23 protein-coding genes are annotated in these 16,607 nt (G+C 68.2%); 14 read left to right on the top strand and 9 right to left on the bottom strand.

From position 1 onward, the window contains the following. The first annotated feature begins 13 nt into the window (after positions 1-13). Both OTB16_RS25675 and OTB16_RS25670 read left to right on the top strand, forming a co-directional pair. A complete protein-coding gene (locus tag OTB16_RS25675) occupies positions 14-514 on the top strand; it encodes a LuxR C-terminal-related transcriptional regulator (RefSeq protein ID WP_185300021.1) in 501 nt (166 codons plus the stop codon). A 21-nt stretch (positions 515-535) separates the two neighbouring features. Next, entirely contained in the window at positions 536-1,174 is a 639-nt protein-coding gene (locus OTB16_RS25670; RefSeq protein ID WP_267723130.1) for a 3-deoxy-manno-octulosonate cytidylyltransferase, read from the top strand. 128 nt (positions 1,175-1,302) lie between these two features. Here the strand turns inward: OTB16_RS25670 and OTB16_RS25665 are convergent, their stop codons facing one another. Both OTB16_RS25665 and OTB16_RS25660 read right to left on the bottom strand, forming a co-directional pair. Further along, on the bottom strand, positions 1,303-1,818 hold the full coding sequence (locus tag OTB16_RS25665; RefSeq protein WP_185300022.1) for a hypothetical protein: 516 nt from the start codon (positions 1,816-1,818) through the stop codon (positions 1,303-1,305). A gap of 657 nt (positions 1,819-2,475) precedes the next feature. After that, positions 2,476-2,883 carry a hypothetical protein gene (locus tag OTB16_RS25660; RefSeq protein WP_185300023.1) on the bottom strand — a complete coding sequence of 136 codons (408 nt, stop codon included), beginning with the start codon at positions 2,881-2,883 and terminating at the stop codon, positions 2,476-2,478. Positions 2,884-3,156: 273 nt separating this feature from the next. Between OTB16_RS25660 and OTB16_RS25655 the strand changes: the two genes are divergently transcribed. Together OTB16_RS25655 and OTB16_RS25650 are read left to right on the top strand one after the other, a co-directional pair. Then, a complete protein-coding gene (locus OTB16_RS25655; RefSeq protein WP_185300024.1) occupies positions 3,157-4,392 on the top strand; it encodes an MAB_1171c family putative transporter in 1,236 nt (411 codons plus the stop codon). A gap of 264 nt (positions 4,393-4,656) precedes the next feature. Next, positions 4,657-5,283 (top strand): HAD-IA family hydrolase, encoded by a 627-nt coding sequence (locus OTB16_RS25650; RefSeq protein ID WP_185300025.1) that lies wholly within the window; start codon positions 4,657-4,659, stop codon positions 5,281-5,283. A 189-nt stretch (positions 5,284-5,472) separates the two neighbouring features. Here the strand turns inward: OTB16_RS25650 and OTB16_RS25645 are convergent, their stop codons facing one another. Further along, complete coding sequence (locus OTB16_RS25645) at positions 5,473-6,348, bottom strand: helix-turn-helix domain-containing protein (protein WP_185300026.1); 876 nt, start codon at positions 6,346-6,348, stop codon at positions 5,473-5,475. 571 nt (positions 6,349-6,919) lie between these two features. On the opposite strand from OTB16_RS25645, the gene OTB16_RS25640 reads away from it, so the two are divergent. The 9 genes from OTB16_RS25640 to OTB16_RS25600 all read left to right on the top strand — a co-directional run bounded on the left by OTB16_RS25640 (position 6,920) and on the right by OTB16_RS25600 (position 13,991). Further along, positions 6,920-7,246: a transcriptional regulator gene (locus tag OTB16_RS25640; protein WP_185300027.1), complete on the top strand. Its 327-nt coding sequence runs from the start codon at positions 6,920-6,922 to the stop codon at positions 7,244-7,246. A 1-nt stretch (position 7,247) separates the two neighbouring features. After that, complete coding sequence (locus OTB16_RS25635) at positions 7,248-8,267, top strand: hypothetical protein (protein ID WP_185300028.1); 1,020 nt, start codon at positions 7,248-7,250, stop codon at positions 8,265-8,267. Then, complete coding sequence (locus tag OTB16_RS25630; protein ID WP_185300029.1) at positions 8,267-8,974, top strand: ATP-binding protein; 708 nt, start codon at positions 8,267-8,269, stop codon at positions 8,972-8,974. The genes OTB16_RS25635 and OTB16_RS25630 overlap by 1 nt, the downstream gene beginning before the upstream one ends. 117 nt (positions 8,975-9,091) lie before the next feature. Beyond that, positions 9,092-9,658: a WhiB family transcriptional regulator gene (locus OTB16_RS25625; RefSeq protein WP_185300030.1), complete on the top strand. Its 567-nt coding sequence runs from the start codon at positions 9,092-9,094 to the stop codon at positions 9,656-9,658. Then, positions 9,655-10,719 carry a DUF2637 domain-containing protein gene (locus OTB16_RS25620; RefSeq protein WP_185300031.1) on the top strand — a complete coding sequence of 355 codons (1,065 nt, stop codon included), beginning with the start codon at positions 9,655-9,657 and terminating at the stop codon, positions 10,717-10,719. The genes OTB16_RS25625 and OTB16_RS25620 overlap by 4 nt, the downstream gene beginning before the upstream one ends. A 101-nt stretch (positions 10,720-10,820) precedes the next feature. Further along, entirely contained in the window at positions 10,821-11,045 is a 225-nt protein-coding gene (locus tag OTB16_RS25615) for a hypothetical protein (protein WP_185300032.1), read from the top strand. 194 nt (positions 11,046-11,239) lie between these two features. Continuing rightward, complete coding sequence (locus OTB16_RS25610; RefSeq protein ID WP_258050011.1) at positions 11,240-11,707, top strand: MobC family plasmid mobilization relaxosome protein; 468 nt, start codon at positions 11,240-11,242, stop codon at positions 11,705-11,707. Next, positions 11,707-13,479: a relaxase/mobilization nuclease domain-containing protein gene (locus OTB16_RS25605; protein ID WP_185300034.1), complete on the top strand. Its 1,773-nt coding sequence runs from the start codon at positions 11,707-11,709 to the stop codon at positions 13,477-13,479. Before OTB16_RS25610 ends, OTB16_RS25605 begins: the two co-directional genes overlap by 1 nt. Before the next feature lie 107 nt (positions 13,480-13,586). Then, the gene (locus tag OTB16_RS25600) at positions 13,587-13,991 is read left to right on the top strand and encodes a hypothetical protein (RefSeq protein WP_185300035.1); all 405 of its coding nucleotides are present in this window, start codon (positions 13,587-13,589) and stop codon (positions 13,989-13,991) included. 70 nt (positions 13,992-14,061) lie between these two features. Here the strand turns inward: OTB16_RS25600 and OTB16_RS25595 are convergent, their stop codons facing one another. From OTB16_RS25595 to OTB16_RS25570, 6 genes are all read right to left on the bottom strand, one after another. Next, entirely contained in the window at positions 14,062-14,295 is a 234-nt protein-coding gene (locus OTB16_RS25595; protein WP_184579757.1) for a hypothetical protein, read from the bottom strand. 32 nt (positions 14,296-14,327) lie between these two features. Continuing rightward, complete coding sequence (locus OTB16_RS25590; RefSeq protein WP_185300036.1) at positions 14,328-14,558, bottom strand: MarR family transcriptional regulator; 231 nt, start codon at positions 14,556-14,558, stop codon at positions 14,328-14,330. Positions 14,559-14,662: 104 nt separating this feature from the next. After that, positions 14,663-14,992, bottom strand: coding sequence for an esterase (locus OTB16_RS25585; protein WP_185300037.1), 330 nt, complete (start codon positions 14,990-14,992; stop codon positions 14,663-14,665). Between the two features lie 91 nt (positions 14,993-15,083). After that, positions 15,084-15,296 (bottom strand): hypothetical protein, encoded by a 213-nt coding sequence (locus OTB16_RS25580; RefSeq protein ID WP_185300038.1) that lies wholly within the window; start codon positions 15,294-15,296, stop codon positions 15,084-15,086. Between the two features lie 52 nt (positions 15,297-15,348). After that, on the bottom strand, positions 15,349-15,609 hold the full coding sequence (locus tag OTB16_RS25575; RefSeq protein WP_185300039.1) for a hypothetical protein: 261 nt from the start codon (positions 15,607-15,609) through the stop codon (positions 15,349-15,351). A 32-nt stretch (positions 15,610-15,641) separates the two neighbouring features. Beyond that, entirely contained in the window at positions 15,642-15,989 is a 348-nt protein-coding gene (locus OTB16_RS25570) for an SPDY domain-containing protein (RefSeq protein ID WP_185300040.1), read from the bottom strand. A 219-nt stretch (positions 15,990-16,208) separates the two neighbouring features. Between OTB16_RS25570 and OTB16_RS25565 the strand changes: the two genes are divergently transcribed. Then, entirely contained in the window at positions 16,209-16,475 is a 267-nt protein-coding gene (locus OTB16_RS25565; protein WP_185300041.1) for a hypothetical protein, read from the top strand. The last annotated feature ends 132 nt before the right edge of the window (positions 16,476-16,607 follow it).

The raw sequence follows: 16,607 nt of genomic DNA, 5'->3' as shown, positions 1-16,607 counted from the left end.
AGGATCTACACCCGTGAGTGCCCGACCGGCGCGTCCGTCCCCTCCGCTGCTTGATCTCACACCAGCACAGGCTCGGATCGCCAACAAGATCGCGCAGGGACAGAGCACCGAAACGATCGCCTCCGACCTCACGATCACCGCCGGAACCATCAACGTGCAGATGAAGCACTGCGGCCAGAAACTCGGCGTGCGCGGTCGCGCGGCCGTCGTCCACGCCTGCTACGTCACCGAGCAGCTCCAGCGCCCCGAGAAGGCCGCCTTCCCGGAGGCCTTCTCGGAGACGGAGATCAAGACGTGGCGCATGGTCGCCACCGGTGCGACCTCGAAGGACTACGCGCAGAAAGCCGGCATCAGCCGCGACGAAGCTCTGAGGCGGGTCAGGGCGATGCGAGAGCGCGTCAAGGCGGACAACGACCCGCACCTTGTGACGCTCGGCTGGAGATACGAGGTGCTCGACGAGTCTCTCGTCGAGATGGTCTCAGGCACCGTCCTTCCCGTCCTGGCGCGCAGATGACCAGGTCCCCACCAGCGCTGCCTGGAAGCCAAACGTCTCGACGGTGCCGTCGTGGCGACCGACGACGAACGCATCGAAGCCGCATGTCGCCAACTGGGCATCGAGTACATCCGGACCGGAGAGCACCTCACCGGCACCGATCGCGTCGCGGAGGTCGCCGAGCGCCTGCAAGCCGAGGCGTACATCAACGTGCAGGGCGACGAGCCGTTCATCTCGCCGACCGCCATCGACGTCATCTCCGAGGCCCTGGAGCACCTGCCGTCGAGCACGCTCGCCGTGAACGCCTACACCGAGCTGGACGACCCCGGCGCCGTCTTGGACCACAACGTCGTCAAGGTCGTCATCGCGGCCCACGGCAAGGCCCTTATGTTCTCGCGCCAGCCCATCCCCTACCCGAAGGGTGACCGACCGAAGTATCTCCGCCAGTTGGGCCTCTACGGCTTCACCGGCCCAGCTCTCCAGCGCTTCCGACAGCTCCAGCAGGGGCCCCTGGAGCGCGCCGAGGGAGTGGAGATGCTCCGCTTCGTCGAACACGGACACGCCGTACAGATGGTCCCTGTCCTGGACGACGGGGTAGCAGTGGACACCCCGGAGGATCTTGCGCGAGCCGCGAGCCTCCTTGCCGAGCAGGCCGGGAGGCTCATCACGAGTGGTAGGTGAGGGTGAGCCGTCGACTCCTAACACAACGTCACGGCGAGACGCCGCGCAAGGGGAGCCTCGTTCAGGCTGCGAAGCGGCGAGAGACAGTGTCCGTTGTCGTAGGGCGTAACAACCCCCGGCCTTAACGCCTACCGCGCCAATACACCGCTGAGCGTTTCTCGCCCCAGCGCTACGAACCGCTCTTCCATCTCCTCGTACAGTTCGATGGCCTCGCTAGCCCGTTGCTCGTCTCCTTCACCGTCGTACAGAAGCTCCACCTCGTGGCACCAGCCCTTCATGGCCGAGGCCAGGTTGTTCGCAGCGCGGGCGACCCTGTCCGGACCATGCAGCCGCACGAGGCTTACAGCTTCGAGGGTGGCCTCGACGGCTGGCCTGAACCCCACGAGGCTGTCACCCACGTTGGGAGACCGCTGAACGCCTCGGGCTGCCTGAAGCGCCACGTGAGCGGTGTAGCCGACTCGATAAGTGCGGCTGCACTCAGTAACGAGGTTCGAATAGGCGACCGCTCTGCCTTCCCTCTCTGACTGACCGCGTTGGGTGCGCCGCTGTTCCGCGCCACCGAGGCGGGTCGTAGCCAGCGTCCCCAGAACGCCGCTGACCGCGCCTACGACAGTCCCGATTAACCCGACCACTGCTCCGTCCATGTCTGCATTGAAGCCGAAGGAAGCCGAGCACGCCCGGCCCTGTGCAAAGCCGACAGGCTGACCTGGCCCGACGGCCCGCGTGGAAGCCACGTGCAGGGACTCAGTCGCTGACGCTCCAGACGAACGCCTGCGCCTTCGAGCGACTCCTGGTCGCTCGAAGGCGGCCGGCACCGTGTGCGCATCGAACTCCACAGGTCGAGGCCCGTGGAGCAGTCGGCTGCGGCGCTCGCCATCGCTGACTACAAACGGGAGTTGGGGTTCGCGTAGAAGAGCCGACGCGTGGCGACGCGATTCTTTGAGAGGCGCCCCCCAGTATCCGAATGGACCTGACAAGTAAACGGAAATGGACCTGACAAAACAGGATGGTCTATGTCCGGGGGCATTCCAAGATCAATTAAGGACGGCCGCCCAAATTCGATCTCGATGGCCCATTTGTGGCCTATCGCACTTAGGTGACCTTCGCTACACACCCCTCCCATGTGGATCACGGTTTCCTGCTTGTAGGGTTAGCCGCAGACGGTGTGCTGGCCGACCACCACGCACCCCAAAGCGCAAGCTCCTGGCTACCAGCGCCTCGCGTACGAGTATCGGGATTGAGCTGGCGGCGAATATCGGCGGAATCTCTAGGGAGCGACTATGCGTTGGCGTCGAGGCCCTTCACAGCGCGCCTTCGTGAAGGAATGCGAGCGACTGCTCGTGGGCCTCCCTATCCCCACCCCTTTCAGCGTTGAGGCTCTGGTGCGAAATATGGAAGTCCTGCTGGGCCGCCAGATTCGGCTCGTGCCACTGGACGACCCCGACGGAGGTCTCGGCGCAGCGTGCGGGCTTCGGGTTAAAGCGCCGGATTTTACGATCATTCTCTATCGTCGCCGGTCGAGTCGAAATCAAACCGAGCACATCATTCTCCATGAGCTCGTACATGAGTGGTTGGACCACGGCACCTGCCTGACGGCTGCCGAGATCGAGCGATACGTCCCTGAACGAATTCGCCAGGAAGTTCTTCGGCGTTTTCCGTCGACTCTGGTCCAGGGGCGAGTCGATTTCGACAGCCCCGAGGAAATGCAAGCCGAGCTGTCGGCCTCGTTGATAAAGCGATTGGCCCGCCGCCAGTCGGCCACAGGAGACGACATGGTAAGCCTTCTAGAAAATTCGCTTGCTCACCCTGTTGCTCCTCCGCGGCGTCGAGTGTAGCCGCGAGCGCTTGGCGAGCACCTAGGCGCAGTTTCCGGCCTAGTGACTTCCGCCGCGCCCCACAGTCCCCTTACCGGCAGTCAAGTCTGCACTCAACCGACCTTGCGGGTCGACAAAATGCAGCCCGCGTAGAGATCCACTGGTTCCGTGTTCGAATACTTTCAATACCTGACTGCGGCAGTCATGACCGTTATCGCCATCTGGCGATTTCCTGCGGTTCGGTATGGCGACTCTCACCGCAGGGCTCTCTGGGGCGGTTATGCGGGTTTTGCCGTCGCCCTGTGTCTCTACACGCCAGCGGCAATGGATGCGGTCGACCGTATTCCTGTGGTGGACCTGAGCGCCCTACTCAGGCACTTTGCCAGTACCGCAGCGATCATGGCAGCCCTGACATACGTCGCCACCAGCTACGGAAAGAGCACAGAGGCGGTCGTGCCTCGGCACGTCGCGGTCTCACGCTGGATTGCCCGCGCATCATATAAGGCGGGGGCAATAGGCGTCATTCTGCTTACGATCCTGTTCTTCACCGTGGTGCATCGCGACAGGCCAAGCCAAAATTTCCTCATCGACCATGCGGGAGAATGGGGAGTCGCGGTCTATATGACCGTATTCTACTTCTTCCCGCTTATCACGACCGCAGTTTGCGGCTACCAGTGGACGAGGGCGGCGCGACAGGCCGAGAGCACAAGCATGCGCGTCGGGCTGGGGTTGATGGGCATTTCGATGTGGATGGGGCTGGTCCATACAGTCGCCCGTATCACCATTCTTTGGGGTGCAGTAGCCTTCCCCCTAAGCCCTTCCACGGTTCAGTTCCTTGTGGATGTCACGTCGATATGGATGGACCTGCTCTTCCTGATCGTTGCCGCGGGGGCGAGTATCCCCACCACCCGTGCTGCAGTAGCCCGGTGGAAGACATGGCAAACCCTCTACAGGACTTATCCGCTCTGGTTTGACCTGGTGCAAGCTTTTCCTGGGACGAGTCTGTACCCCGCCGGAGGGCGCGTTGCGGAACTCATGCACATACGCGTTCCCATCGACGTCCGCCTAGACCGATGGACTCAGGATATTGCTGACGCTTGCGAGAAGCTGCGGCATTACGCTCCACGAAACCTGATGTTCGCCGCAGAGGACATTACCGCCTCGCATTCTGACCCTGAGCCGGCCGCAGAAGCGTATTGGATTAAGGCGGCACTCCTGGCCGCTGACACCACACCAGTCCGTCCGCATGTCGCTGCGCCCTTGAGGGATAAGCCGTTCGTTGACACCGACAGCGAAGCAGCGTGGCTGGTGCGAGTCAGCACCGCTTACTCGCACATCACGACGGATCAAGCACAGGGGCTTCTTCGGCACTCCGCAAGAGCGGAATCCGAAGTGGATCAATAGCAGCAATAAACCGCCTGTCTGGGACTCGGGGGCAGGCGGCATATTGATCTTGGGAGGCGGGCTTGTGAGTGAGATTCGGCACCTTCGACTGCACGAACTGGCCTGGTACCGTGGGTTGAGCGGACTGATAGGCCCTGCTCCGCCCACTAAGTGATGAATGGATTCTGGCCTCGTGACGCACAGTGCTGTCGTCACCATATACAGCCGAGTCCGCGACGCTGTCCGGTCTGGATGGGCGTCCGAAATCAGTAATGGAGTTCCCGCATGTCCAACCGCACCGGTCTCATCCTCGATTTCGGAGGCGTGCTCACCTCCCCCCTGCTGCCTGCCGTGCTCGCCTTCGAGCAGCGCGAGGGTCTCCCGCAGGGCGCCTGCCTCACGGCCCTGTACAAGGACGACGAAGGCGTCCGGATCACCAGCGACCTTGAGCGCGGAGCGGTTTCTCAGACTGAGTGGAACGACTTCGCCGGGAAGATGCTGGGCGTGCCCCCCGACAACCTCATGGGTCGCATCTTCGGTGACCTTCGCCCTGAGCCGCTGCTGATCAACGCGGCTGCGGCGGCGAGGCGAGCCGGGATCAAGGTGGGCATCCTGTCGAACAGCGTGGGGCTGGCCCCGTGGGACCTGTACGACGGCTTCGAGCTTGAGCGGCTGTACGACGTCGTGGTGATTTCTGAGCAGCACCTGTTGCGCAAGCCCGACCCGAGCCTCTTCGAGATCACGCTCAAGCTCATGGATCTGCCGGCCGAGCAGTGCATCTTCGTAGATGACACCGAAGCGTACGTTCAGGCAGCAGAGCAGCTCGGCCTTGCAGGCGTACACAACCAGGACCCGAAGCAGACCGTGGCCACTCTCTCCGAGCTGCTCGGCGTGGACCTCACCGCGTCCTAGCCCGGCGCCGAGCGCGGGACTGTCCGACCAGGCGCGAGCGACATCCGCCTTCGGCCTGAAGCTCCGAGCTCAAGAACAGCGAAGGGACCTCGGCGCTGCCCCATCATGGGGCAGCGCCGAGGTCCCTTCGCTGTTGTCTGCACTAGCCCGGTGGCGGGAGCTTTCGCTCCGGCCCGCTTGCCAACGGATTCACTCCCCGTCCGGCACCTCTGGCAGCTTGTGCTTCAGTTCCCCGACGAGGTCGTTGATGGTGGCCATCATCTCGGCCGAGAGGCCCCCGCTGTTACCGCGGGCAGCCAGACCGAGGATCTGTCCTCGGTGAATCGAGCCGAGGAAGCGGATCGCCTCCAGGAGTTCGCGGGCCGCAGGGTTGACCTCGGCATCGTCCTGGAAGAGGGCCGCGTCAACCTGGAGCGCCTCGGCTAGGCCGGCACGCACTACGTCGGAAGCCTCGGTGGTGACGCCCGTACGAAGGTCGACGATGTCGTCGGTTGTGACGGCTGTCACGCCTGCGTGATCATTGACGACCCGCGCGATTTCCGCGTCAGAGGGTGCCTCCTGGCCCACGTACCCGTGCTGCAGGAGGTAGTTGATCTTCTCGCCGATCGTGCGGGGTGCGGATGCCTGATCGTCACGCGAGGTCCTGGGGCGAAGGCCGAACGAGCAGTCCTGGGCGGCCAGCAATTCCGCTTCGGTCACCCCGTACGCCTCTGCGAGGGGCTGCACGTAAGCATCGCTGAGCCTGCGCCGACCGGATTCGGCGTTGCTCACTGGCACGCGGCTCGTACCGAGGATCGCAGCGGCTTGCGCCACGCTGAGGCCGGCGTCGCACCGCAGGAGCTGCAGGTCCGGCGGGCCGTCATGGGGAAAGAGAGCATCGAGCGGCTGACTCAGCGCCGCTGCAATCGCTGGGAGCTTCTCACCCTTGGGGAAGTCCTGCCCGCTCTCCCATCGCGCGACGGTGGGGCCGCTGACGCCTACCTCGGCGGCCAACTCCTTCTGGCCAAGGTCCTTGCCCCGCCGGACAGCGCGCACGCGACTGCCGTCGAACTGACGTGGGGGCACATGAACTCCTGCAGCGTGGCGGTGGGGCTGGTCGGGGCGGCGTCTGGGACAACTGTAATCCAGGCTTGATACATCCGCAAAACTAACGTACGTTCCTGTATCGCACCTGTTGATCGGGCCCCGATCCTCAAGTGTGCCAGCCCCTGGAGGACCTTCATGCATGTTGCGTTGCCGTGGCGACTAGCGCAACGCCCCATCGCATTCGGTACCCAGTCGTTGTCGGCCGATCGCGGGAGCACCTTCCCCGATACCGGCCGTCGCCAGCCCTGTGCGACGGGTTAGGGCCAGGGATGGACTTGTCCGCGGGTGTCTACGTATGTTCGTCGTCCCCCGCCGGGCAGCGACCCGGGGAGGGGCGGAACGAGCAGGTGGAAGGCAGGGAGGAGGGGGTGGTGCGAATGCGCGCGCACGGTCCGTGAAGTAGCGCAGCAAAGCAAACCGGCGCCCGGGAGCTACCAACTCCCAAGCGCCGGGCCGGCACCCCGAGGGGCGCCAATTCACATCACGCGGGCGGCGGGGCTTCTTGCACGAAAACCGCCGCACCGCACTCCTACGAACAACGGAGTATCGCATGCTCGCCATGCCGAGCGGAACCCCGGCCTGCCCGGACACCGACCGCCAGCGCCGCCTCGCCGCCCAGCTCGCCGACATGATCCCGGGCGCGGCAACTGTCCGGGTCAGTCTCAACGACCCGAAGGAGGCGTGGCCCCACCCGCACGCCATCGTCAAGGACGAGGCCGGGGAGACCCTGGAGCTGGGGCGGACGACCGCCAGGGTCGCAGCCCGCTGGATCCTGCGAGTCTGGCCGGAGGCGGACTGGACTCGGCCGCACACCTTCGACATCGCCGCCGCGACCCTCACCCGCAGCGACCTGGTCGCCGCCGGTCGGGGCCGCTGACATGGCGCGGATACGAACCATCAAGCCGGAGGCATTCGTCTCCGAGTCGCTCGCCGAAGTGAGCGTCGAGGCAGAGCGCACCTTCTTCGGCCTGCTCACTCAGGCCGATGACCACGGTCGCCACCGTGACAACGCCGCGATCATCGCCGGGCTGCTCTGGCCGCTGCGCGCCGAGCACACCTCGGTCCACGTCGAGGACGACCTCCACCAGCTCGCGACCGCCGGTCTGATCTGCCGGTACACCGGCTGCGACGGCCGCCGCTACCTCCACATTGTGACCTGGTCTGCGCACCAGAAGATCGATAAGCCGAGCCAGTCCCGCCTGCCCTCCTGCCCGCAGCACCACGGTGCCGACCGGTGCGGCCCCTGCGGGGGGACCTGCACCAAGCGGGCCGAGGAGTCGCCCACCCCTCCCCGAGGGCTCGCCGAGGCTTCGCCGAACGCTCCCCGAGCCCTCGATCTGCCCGCGCAGCCCGCCGCGACACCTCACGGCCACGCCGACCAGACCCCCACCGTGCAGCAGGGCGCCTTCGACGGCATGGCAGGCGCCCCTAGCCACGCGGACTCGAAAAGCGCAGGTCAGAACGCATTCGCCGAGGGCTCCCCGAACCCTCCCCGAAGCCTCGGAGAGGGCTCGGCGCCTGGATCTAGGATCTTGGATCCTGGATCTCTTATCCCTACGGGGCGCACAGCGCCCGCAGCCACCGTCTCAGCCAACCAGCTGGTCGGCGAGTACATCGCTGCCTGCGACGAGCGTCCGCCCAGCGAGGTGATCGGGCACCTCGGGCGGATCGCCAAGAAGCTCCTGGGCGAGGGCATCGCCCCGGAGCACATCCGGGCCGGACTGCAGAACTTCGCGGCCAACCCCAAGCACCCGAGCGTGCTGACCAGCATGGTCAACGAGGCCATGAACGCGCGATCGGGCGGTTTGGCGCGGCCGGGAATCCGGCCTAACGTGCCCGCTCACCAGGCGTGGACCAACCCGGCCAACGCTGTCGCCGCCTACGCCGAGGAGCTGTGATGCGCACCCGTACCCGCGAACCGCAGACCCTCGGCAGCGAGGGCACCCTGGACCGGATGGCCCGGATCCTGGCCGCCCGCAACATCGACCCGGCAGCCGTCGCCGACCTGACCGACGAGCCCGAGCCCTTCTCCCCGCTGGACGCCCTGTCGGCGGGGATGCCCCCGCGCTACCGGGCCGCCGTCGCCGACCACCCCCAGGTCCTGGCCTGGGCCCGGGACGTCGCCGAGGCAGCCGTCGCCCCCAGCCTGGGAGCCCGGCGACAGGTCACCACCGGCCCCAGCCTGCTGATGGCCGGGGTCGTCGGCGCGGGCAAGACGCACCAGGCGTACGGGGCAGTCCGGCGACTGGTGCAGAGCGGAGTCGGCGTGCGCTGGCGCGCGACCACCGCCGCCGACCTGTACGCCGACCTGCGCCCTCGGCCAGGAGTCGACAGCGAGCGGGAGCTGGCGGCCGTCAGCCGCTGCCCGCTGCTGATCATCGACGACCTTGGCGCGGCCAAGGCCAGCGAGTGGGTCGAGGAAGTGACGTACCGGCTCATCAACCGCCGGTACAACTACGAACTCCCGACGCTGGTCACCACCAACCTGGCGATCAAAGACCTCCGGGCCTACCTCGGCGACCGCATCGCCTCCCGCCTCGCGCAGATGACCACCCGGGTCGAGTTCGAGCCGGTCGACCGCAGACGCCACCGCGCCGCAGCCTGACCCACCGCAGGCCGCCTCGCCGGGCCGCGCCCTCAGCGCGCCGCCCCATGCACCTCCCGACCCAGCGCACCCCTCCGCCGACGCCCCTGCGCGCGGAGAGCGATCGGAGCAACCCGCATGACCACCACGACGATCAGCCCTGCCCGCCACCGGTCGCTCGGCGACCAGACCTGGCAGGACCAGGCCGTCTGCCAGAGCACCGAGTACAACCCGGTGGACCCCGAAATCTTCTTCCCGGAGCCCGACGAGACCGACAAGATCACCGCCGCGAAGTCGCTGTGCGGCCAGTGCCCGGTCCGCCGCACCTGCCTGGATGCTGCCCTGGAAAGCGGTGACACCGACGGCATCCGGGGCGGACTGACCGAGGAGGAGCGCGGGCCGCTGCACGAGAAGCTCGCCAACCGCCTCGACTACAGCCGCGTCAACGCCACCATCGCCGGGCGGGACGTCCACCTCACCAAGGCCGAGCGCCGCGCAGTCGTCCACGCCGCGTACCGCCACGGGGTGACCGAGCAGCGCCTGGCCTGGCTCCTGAAGATCACCGAGGAGCACGCTCAGAAGCTCTACCGCGAGACCCGCCGCGCCCTGCGCAACCGAGACCTGGAGCAGACCACGAAGACCACCCCGCCCCCCGAGACCGACGGCGAGCGCCTGGGCCGCGACGATTTCGGGACGGCGGCGTGAGCACCGCGAGCGCGCCAAGGACGGCGCCCATCACCGGCTGGGACCGCGCGGTGGTCATCGCCCTGGGCGGCGCGGGGTGCGCCCTGTCGTACGACGCCCTCCAGCAGATGGCCGTCGCCATCCACGTCCGCGGTTTCCTGACCTACCTCTTCCCCCTGGTGATCGACGGCTTCATCGCCTACGGCATCCGGGCACTCCTGGTCCTCCGCGACGCGCCTCTGCGCGCCCGGCTCTACGTCTGGGCCCTCTTCGGCACGGCCACCGCCGCCAGCATCTGGGCCAACGCCCTCCACGCGGTCCGGCTCAACGACGAAGCGGTCGCCGGCACCGGCCTCCGACTCGGGGACACGGTGGTCGCCGTGCTGTCCACCATCGCCCCCCTCGCGCTGGCTGGAGCAGTCCACCTCTACATCCTGATCGCCCGGGGCCCGGTCAAGGGCAGTGACCGGGAGGACCTCGGTCAGGCCGGTCACCTCGGTCAGCCTGACCGGCCCGAGGGCATCGCGGTCACCAGGACTGACCGGGTCGGACAGCAGCAGCCGCAGGCCGGTCAGGTCAGCGCCGGGCAGCCGGTCACTGCCCTGACCGACCGGCCCCGACCGTCCCTGAACAAGCAGGCCCCGAGTCCCCGGTCACTGACCGGGGACAGCGCCCCGGCGGGCAGCAGCCCGGTCACCGGTGACCGCGAACAGCCGCACGAGGCCCCTGACCTGCTCGGACAGCCGGACACCGCGCCGCCGGTCACTGACCGCGCGGTCGGCACCGAGCCGGTCACCGGCAACCAGGACAGCCACGCGCCGGACACCAACCGGCCGGTCACTCCGCCGCAGGTCACTGACCGGGACACCCGGACAGCCAGTGACCGGCGGAGCGACCCGGACACCGAGGAACTGCTGAAGATCGCCCGGTCAGCGGTCAGGGCCGAGGACAAGCTGACCCGCAAGGTGGTCGCCCAGGCGATCCGAGGTCAGCAGATACCGCTGTCCAGCGACACCCTGACCGCCCTGATGGCCCAGCTCCGCGCCCAGCACGGACAGCCGGTCACCTCCGGCCGGAACTGACAGGACAGCACGAGGCGGGTGACCGAGCCGGACACCACGGCCGGTCACCCGCCCCCGGACACGCGCCCCACATCCTTCCGAAGCGAAGCGGAGAGCAACCCATGCGCACCCACCCGGCCACACCCACCGAGGTCAACTCCTGGCTGACCGTCTTGCACCAGCGCGGCCACCTGCACCGGGCCCAATCCGGCCCCGACAACATCTGGACCGTGCAACGAACCCGGGAAAGCCGCCCCTGGACCCTCCACCACCCGGTCCTGGCCATGGACTGGATCGAGGAACTCGTCCGCGAACTGCGACAGGAAAACCCGGAGACGAGCCGGTGACCGCCAACGATCCGGTGGTTACCACCGCCGGACAGCAGCGTGACCCCACGACGGCTCCTGGCGGAGCAAGTTGTCGCGTACGACGGTCCTACGGCCCGTCGTACGCACTTGCCCCCGCCCAGGAGGGCGGGGGAAGTCCGGCTGGTCCCCGAGCGAGGGCGCTCGGGGACCAGCCAGACACCCGGCACCAGGGGGTGCCGGGCGCGGGGGGAGAAGCAGACCGCCACAGCGACCGCGAGCAGCCGAGCCCGAGCGCGTCGCCTTTCCCCGACCGCAAGCCGCGCCGTCGCAGCCGCAACCCGACCGAGCGCACCCGTAAGACGACCACCCGCCTCTCCGACACAGAGAAAGCCGAAATCGTCGCCGCCGCAGCGCAGCGCAGCGTCACCGTCGCGCGATTCCTCGCCGCCGCCGGCCTCGCCGCCGCCCGTGGTTCCACCACCTTGCACACCAACGAACAACTCGACACCGCCATCGACGAGCTGGCCGCCCTGCGCACCGCCCTCTCCCGGGTCGGCAACAACATCAACCAGATCGCCTACGTCCACAACGCCGGAGGGCAGCCCCGACCCGGCGAACTCGAACACGCCCTCACAACCCTGACCCGAATCCTGGCCCGCATCGACGACGTGGCCGACACCCTGGTGAAGAAGCGACTCTGATGGTCCCCAAGATCCGGCGCGGCTCACGAACCCACGGCTTGCTCGTCTACCTGTACGGCCCTGGCAAACGCGACGAACACACCGACGCCCACCTCGTCGGGAGCTGGGACGGCTTCGCCCCCGACCCCGGACGAGACACCAGCCCCGACCCCGATCCCAAGGTCACCCTCGCCCGCTTGTCCGCAGCGCTGGACCTGCGGGTCAAGCAGGCCGGCACCACGGCACCGGCCCAGCACGTCTGGCACTGCTCGGTCCGCACCGACCCCGGCGACCGACACCTGACCGACGCCGAATGGAACACCGTCGCCCGCCGCCTGGTCCAGGCCGTCAACCTCGCCCCTGAAGGCGATCCGGACGGCTGCCGCTGGGTCGCCGTACGGCACGCCGACGACCACATCCACATCCTGGCCACCATGGTCCGAGGCGACCTGCGCCGCCCCAGGATGAACTACGACTTCAAGAAGGCCCAGGCCGAATGCCGCCGCATCGAGAAGGAGATGGACTTGCGCCAGCTCAAGCCCGGCGACGGCACCGGAGCCAAAACCCCCACCAGCGCAGAGCGTTTCAAGGCCGAGCGCACCGGTCGGCCCGAGGCCCCTCGCGAGACTCTCCGCGAAGCCGTGCGCCAAGCCCTCGCTGGGGCGGCCACCGAAGAGGAGTTCTTCACCAGGCTCCGCGAGGCGGGCCTCCGTGTGAAGATCCGAAACGCCCCGTCCGGTGACGCCATCGGCTTCAACGTCGCACTTCCCGGCGACCGTAACCGCGAGGGCACACCGATCTGGTATCCCGGATCCAAGCTGGCCCCTGACCTCTCACTCCCCAAGATCCGCCGCCGCCTGGCCGACGGCACCGCTGACCAGACGACGCACCCGGCGGCGACCGGCGGCCGACCGGACTGGTCCCCGCCCGCCCGGGAACGACGCAACGCCACCGGCATCGCCGAGCGCGCCGCCATCCTGCTCGACAGCGACGACGACGAAGCCGCAGCTCAACTGGTAGGGGTCGGCGAACTCCTGGACGCGGTGACACAGACCTCCCCGGCCGCCACCCGCGCCGAGCTGGGTGCCGCCGCCCGCTCCTTCGAGCGTGCCACCCGCAGCCACGTCCGAGCGGAGCGTGCCGACACGCGGGTGATCCGCTCGGCGGCCCGGGGCATCATCCAGGCCGGCAGCGCCCTCGGCCGTGGCGAGGACGGCGGCACCACCGCCATGCTCCTCTCCACCCTGGTCCTGGTCACGCTGGCCGCCGCCCGCTGGCACTCCGCCCGTGGCCATGCCCAGCAGGCCCATGCCTCTCGACAGGCTGCAGAGCATCTGCGAGCCGCCTACCGCCAGGCCGCTGCCACGCCCATGCAGGCACTGCGCGACCAAGGGCGCGCCCTGCCAGAAGCCGAACGCCGCACCCACCAGGCCACCATCCGCGCAGCCCTGCCCGAAGCAGCGATGCGAGCAGACAGCTCGTCCACGACGACCGATGCCCTGACCGCCACGCTCGCCCAGGCCGAGCGAGCAGGCCACGACCCCAAGACTCTTCTCCAGCAGGCCATCGATATGCGCGAACTTGACACGGCCGACGACGTGAATGACGTGCTGGTCTGGCGACTGCGCCGTCTCGCCCAGCTTCCTGCTCACCCGGGTGAAGCGACTCGCCGCCCGCAGGCCGGCACCAGCCAGCCGAAAGCCTCGACCAATCGCACCAACAACCGGACGGCGCCCACGGCAGCAGCTCGCCCCGCCGCCTCCGACCCGCGCAACCGCCCACCGCGCCGCTGACGAGGGTCCGGCGGGCCGGTTGACCGGCCCGCCGGACTCCGACAAACCCCTGGACAATCCGTTCCACCGGCTGTTACGGATGGAAACAGAAGCACCTCGACCGGGAGATGACGCTCGTGCTCAGAACCACCGACCGCCCCGTAGGGCCGAAACCCGTGCTGCCCGTCCTCCCTGCTGGTACCGACCCCCTGCTGCAACTCGAGTACGAGACGCAGCCGCCCAGCGGCCCCGGCGCGACCCGCTGCCTCAGCCACCCGCGTGAACTGGCCCTCCGGGGGATCCCGGTGATGTGCACGGCCTGCCGTGCCCGGCGCGACTGGCTGCTCATCAACCACGGCCGAAACGTCTGGGTCTGCTGCCGCTGCAGCAACCAGTGGCTCGAACCCGAGATCAGCCGCGCCGACTTCGACGCCCTGATCGCCATCCCGGACGGAACGACCTACCCCAGCGTCGAGCAGGGCCTCACCGCGCTCGGCTTCGACGGGGCCTTCGCCGGCACCTACCTGGATTAGTCGAGCGGAGTGCCGAACGCCGAGGAGCGCCACCGATACGTCGGTGGCGCTCCTCGGCGTTGCGCGATGGTCAGCCGCGGTTCCCGTTCTTCGGCAGCCCACCTCGGAAGTCGCAGCCGGGGCACTCGTCCTCACCCTGGATGTGCCCCTCGTACCAGCCGTGGACGGCCGCGTGGAGGATCGCGTCCTCCACCGAGGCTTCGCCGTTGCGGACTGATGCGATGGCGTTGCCGACGACCACCCGAAGCGCAGCGTTGTCAGGCGAAGGGAACGGTGGGGAGGGCATCGGCGAATCGGACGTCATGGCCGCAGCCTACGGGCGGGCAGGAGCGCCGGTCAGCCGAACGGCGTGATCCCGTGCGGGCTGTGCAGGTCGCTACGGAATCCCCGGCCGACCGGCTTCCAGCCCTGGAACGTGGCGGGTCTCCAGCGCGGCCGGTCCGGCACGGTGGTGTCGTCAGGCGCGGGCAGGCTGCCCCGGCTTTTGCGATTGCGGGCAGCCCCAACGCTGATGCCCAGGTGAGCGGCGACCTCGGGGTATCCCCAGAGTTGCTGGTCGTCGGCCATCGCGTCCTCCTCGTTCGTCGGTGATGAGCGTACGCAACACGCGGCTGGACGTACGGCAAGGCCGCCCCTGCCTGATCGGCGCGGGGCGGCCTTCTGCGGTTCGGTCAGACCTGGGCGAGGCGGTTCGAGAGGTCGAGGGCGGCGGTCGCGACCGCGAGGGCGGCGCAAAGGCCAAGCACCTCGTGGAGGGTAGGGCGGACCAGGCGCGGCCAGTCGTTCGGGGCAGCAGGCCACGAGGCCAGATGCACCTCGGTGGTGGCCAGGCCCAGGTGAGCGGTGACGTCCCACCCTGCGAGGGAGGCGGGCTCCCAGCGAAGGCGAATGCGGCCAAGGGGGAGTCTCGGGGTTTCTACGGCGAGCCAGGTGACGTCGAGCGGCCCGTCGGGCAGGGCGGAGACGCGCTGGACCAGCGCGCCGCGCATGGCGCTTGGCATGGGGCGTACGGCCAGGCTGTGAAGGGGAAGGGCCTGCGAAGGGCGGGATCGCGACGGGATAGGAGCCTCCGGGATTTCTCGGTGGGAGAGGTCAGGCCCAAGCGAGAGCATCACTGACCACCGCCGGGAGGTAGTCCTCCTGGCCGTCGTCGGCGATGAACGCCTTGCCGTCCCGGACGATGACCTCCGCCCCGAGATAGTGGGTGAAGGGGAAGTCCGGGTTGATGGCAAGGCGGATCGGCAGGCTGGGGTCAAGGTCCTGGAGCTGGCGGAGCAGGTGGCCGACGGTCAGATAGTGGGGCACGGGATCCTCCGGGAGCGGTACGGAACGGCATGGCTGGGTTGATGAGTGAGCGTCAGGACGTGTCGAGACGCAGCAGGTCGCGAAGGAGCTTCGGCCCCTGGGTGTGGCTGGTGAGGTGCCGCTTGCGACTCTCGTTGACGTAGCCCTTGCCGGACTGCTTCATGTCCCAGCCGCCGCACGAGCAGATGGCTTGCGTGTACGCGCGGCCGGGGCAGTCGGGGTGGAGCGGCTTGCCGGAACTCGTGTGCTTGTGGTCCGCCGGGCAGAGAGTGCCGTCGGCATGATGGTTGGTGAGTGGGGCGCGGTGTACCACGGGGTTCCTCCGATACAGGGTCGGTAGCGCGGTCAGCGGGTGGGAGTGGCGATGAGCGCGGCCAGGAATCCAGCAACGGCCTCGGAGGGGGTGTAGAGGCCGAACTCCTGCACCCACGGGTCGCCTTCGGTGGACTGCACTCGGACCTGCCAGACGATGCCGCGCTTCCAGGCGGCGGAGTCCTCGGGGAGCCAGCCGACGTAGACACGGCCGTCCGGGCTCGTCGCGTGGACGTTGGCCTCCGGGGTGTCGACAATCGCCCAGCCGAGGGCATCGAGGAGGTCGAGCACCGGGCCCGCGCAGTGGTCGGAGGAGAGCCAGCGGCGGTCTTCCACGGCCGGGCGGACGACGGCGGGCAGGAGGGTGGGGGAGGTGTTCACGGTTGGACGATCCCTTCGTTGACCTGCGGTTTTTCCCAACACCCGTACGTTGACATGCGGTGTCCCGAAGTACGTAGTCCTTTCCCGGGAAGCGGCGTCTGCCGTGGGCGAACTGGCGGCCGTCGGTGGGGGACTCTGACGCCGGGAATGGAACGGCGAAGGCGGTTGTCGTAACTGGGTTGCGGCAATGGGCCGCACAGGACCGAAGGGGGAGCAGGGATGGCGGAGCCGAGCAGACACTGGGACGGGGCCGGGCTGGAACGCAAGGTCCGCGCCGCCGGGCGGCCGTGGACGGTCGGTGACATCGCGATGGTCGCCGACGGCCAGTGGGCCGTCGGTGTGCAGTCCGACGGATGCCGAGACGAGGACGCCGTGGTGCAGGATCGGATCGCGGATGGGCGTCGCGTCGAGTTGACGTTGGAGGACCTGGCCCGCGCGGTGGGCTCCCGCATCGGGGATGCCCACCGCGACGGGGACCTCGGCTGACCGATCAGCGGTGCGGCCCCGGTGCGGCCACCGACGGGCCGGAAGCGGCCGAAGGCGCGGGTTGATCGGGCGACTGGCCCAGGGTGCGTGGAGCGTGCCCGGAGCGGGCGACAGCGGCCTGGGCCAGCCGGG

This window comes from Streptomyces antarcticus, from assembly GCF_026627255.1.
In the GTDB taxonomy this organism is placed as follows: domain Bacteria; phylum Actinomycetota; class Actinomycetes; order Streptomycetales; family Streptomycetaceae; genus Streptomyces; species Streptomyces antarcticus.
This window is presented reverse-complemented; position numbering and strand designations above follow the sequence as displayed.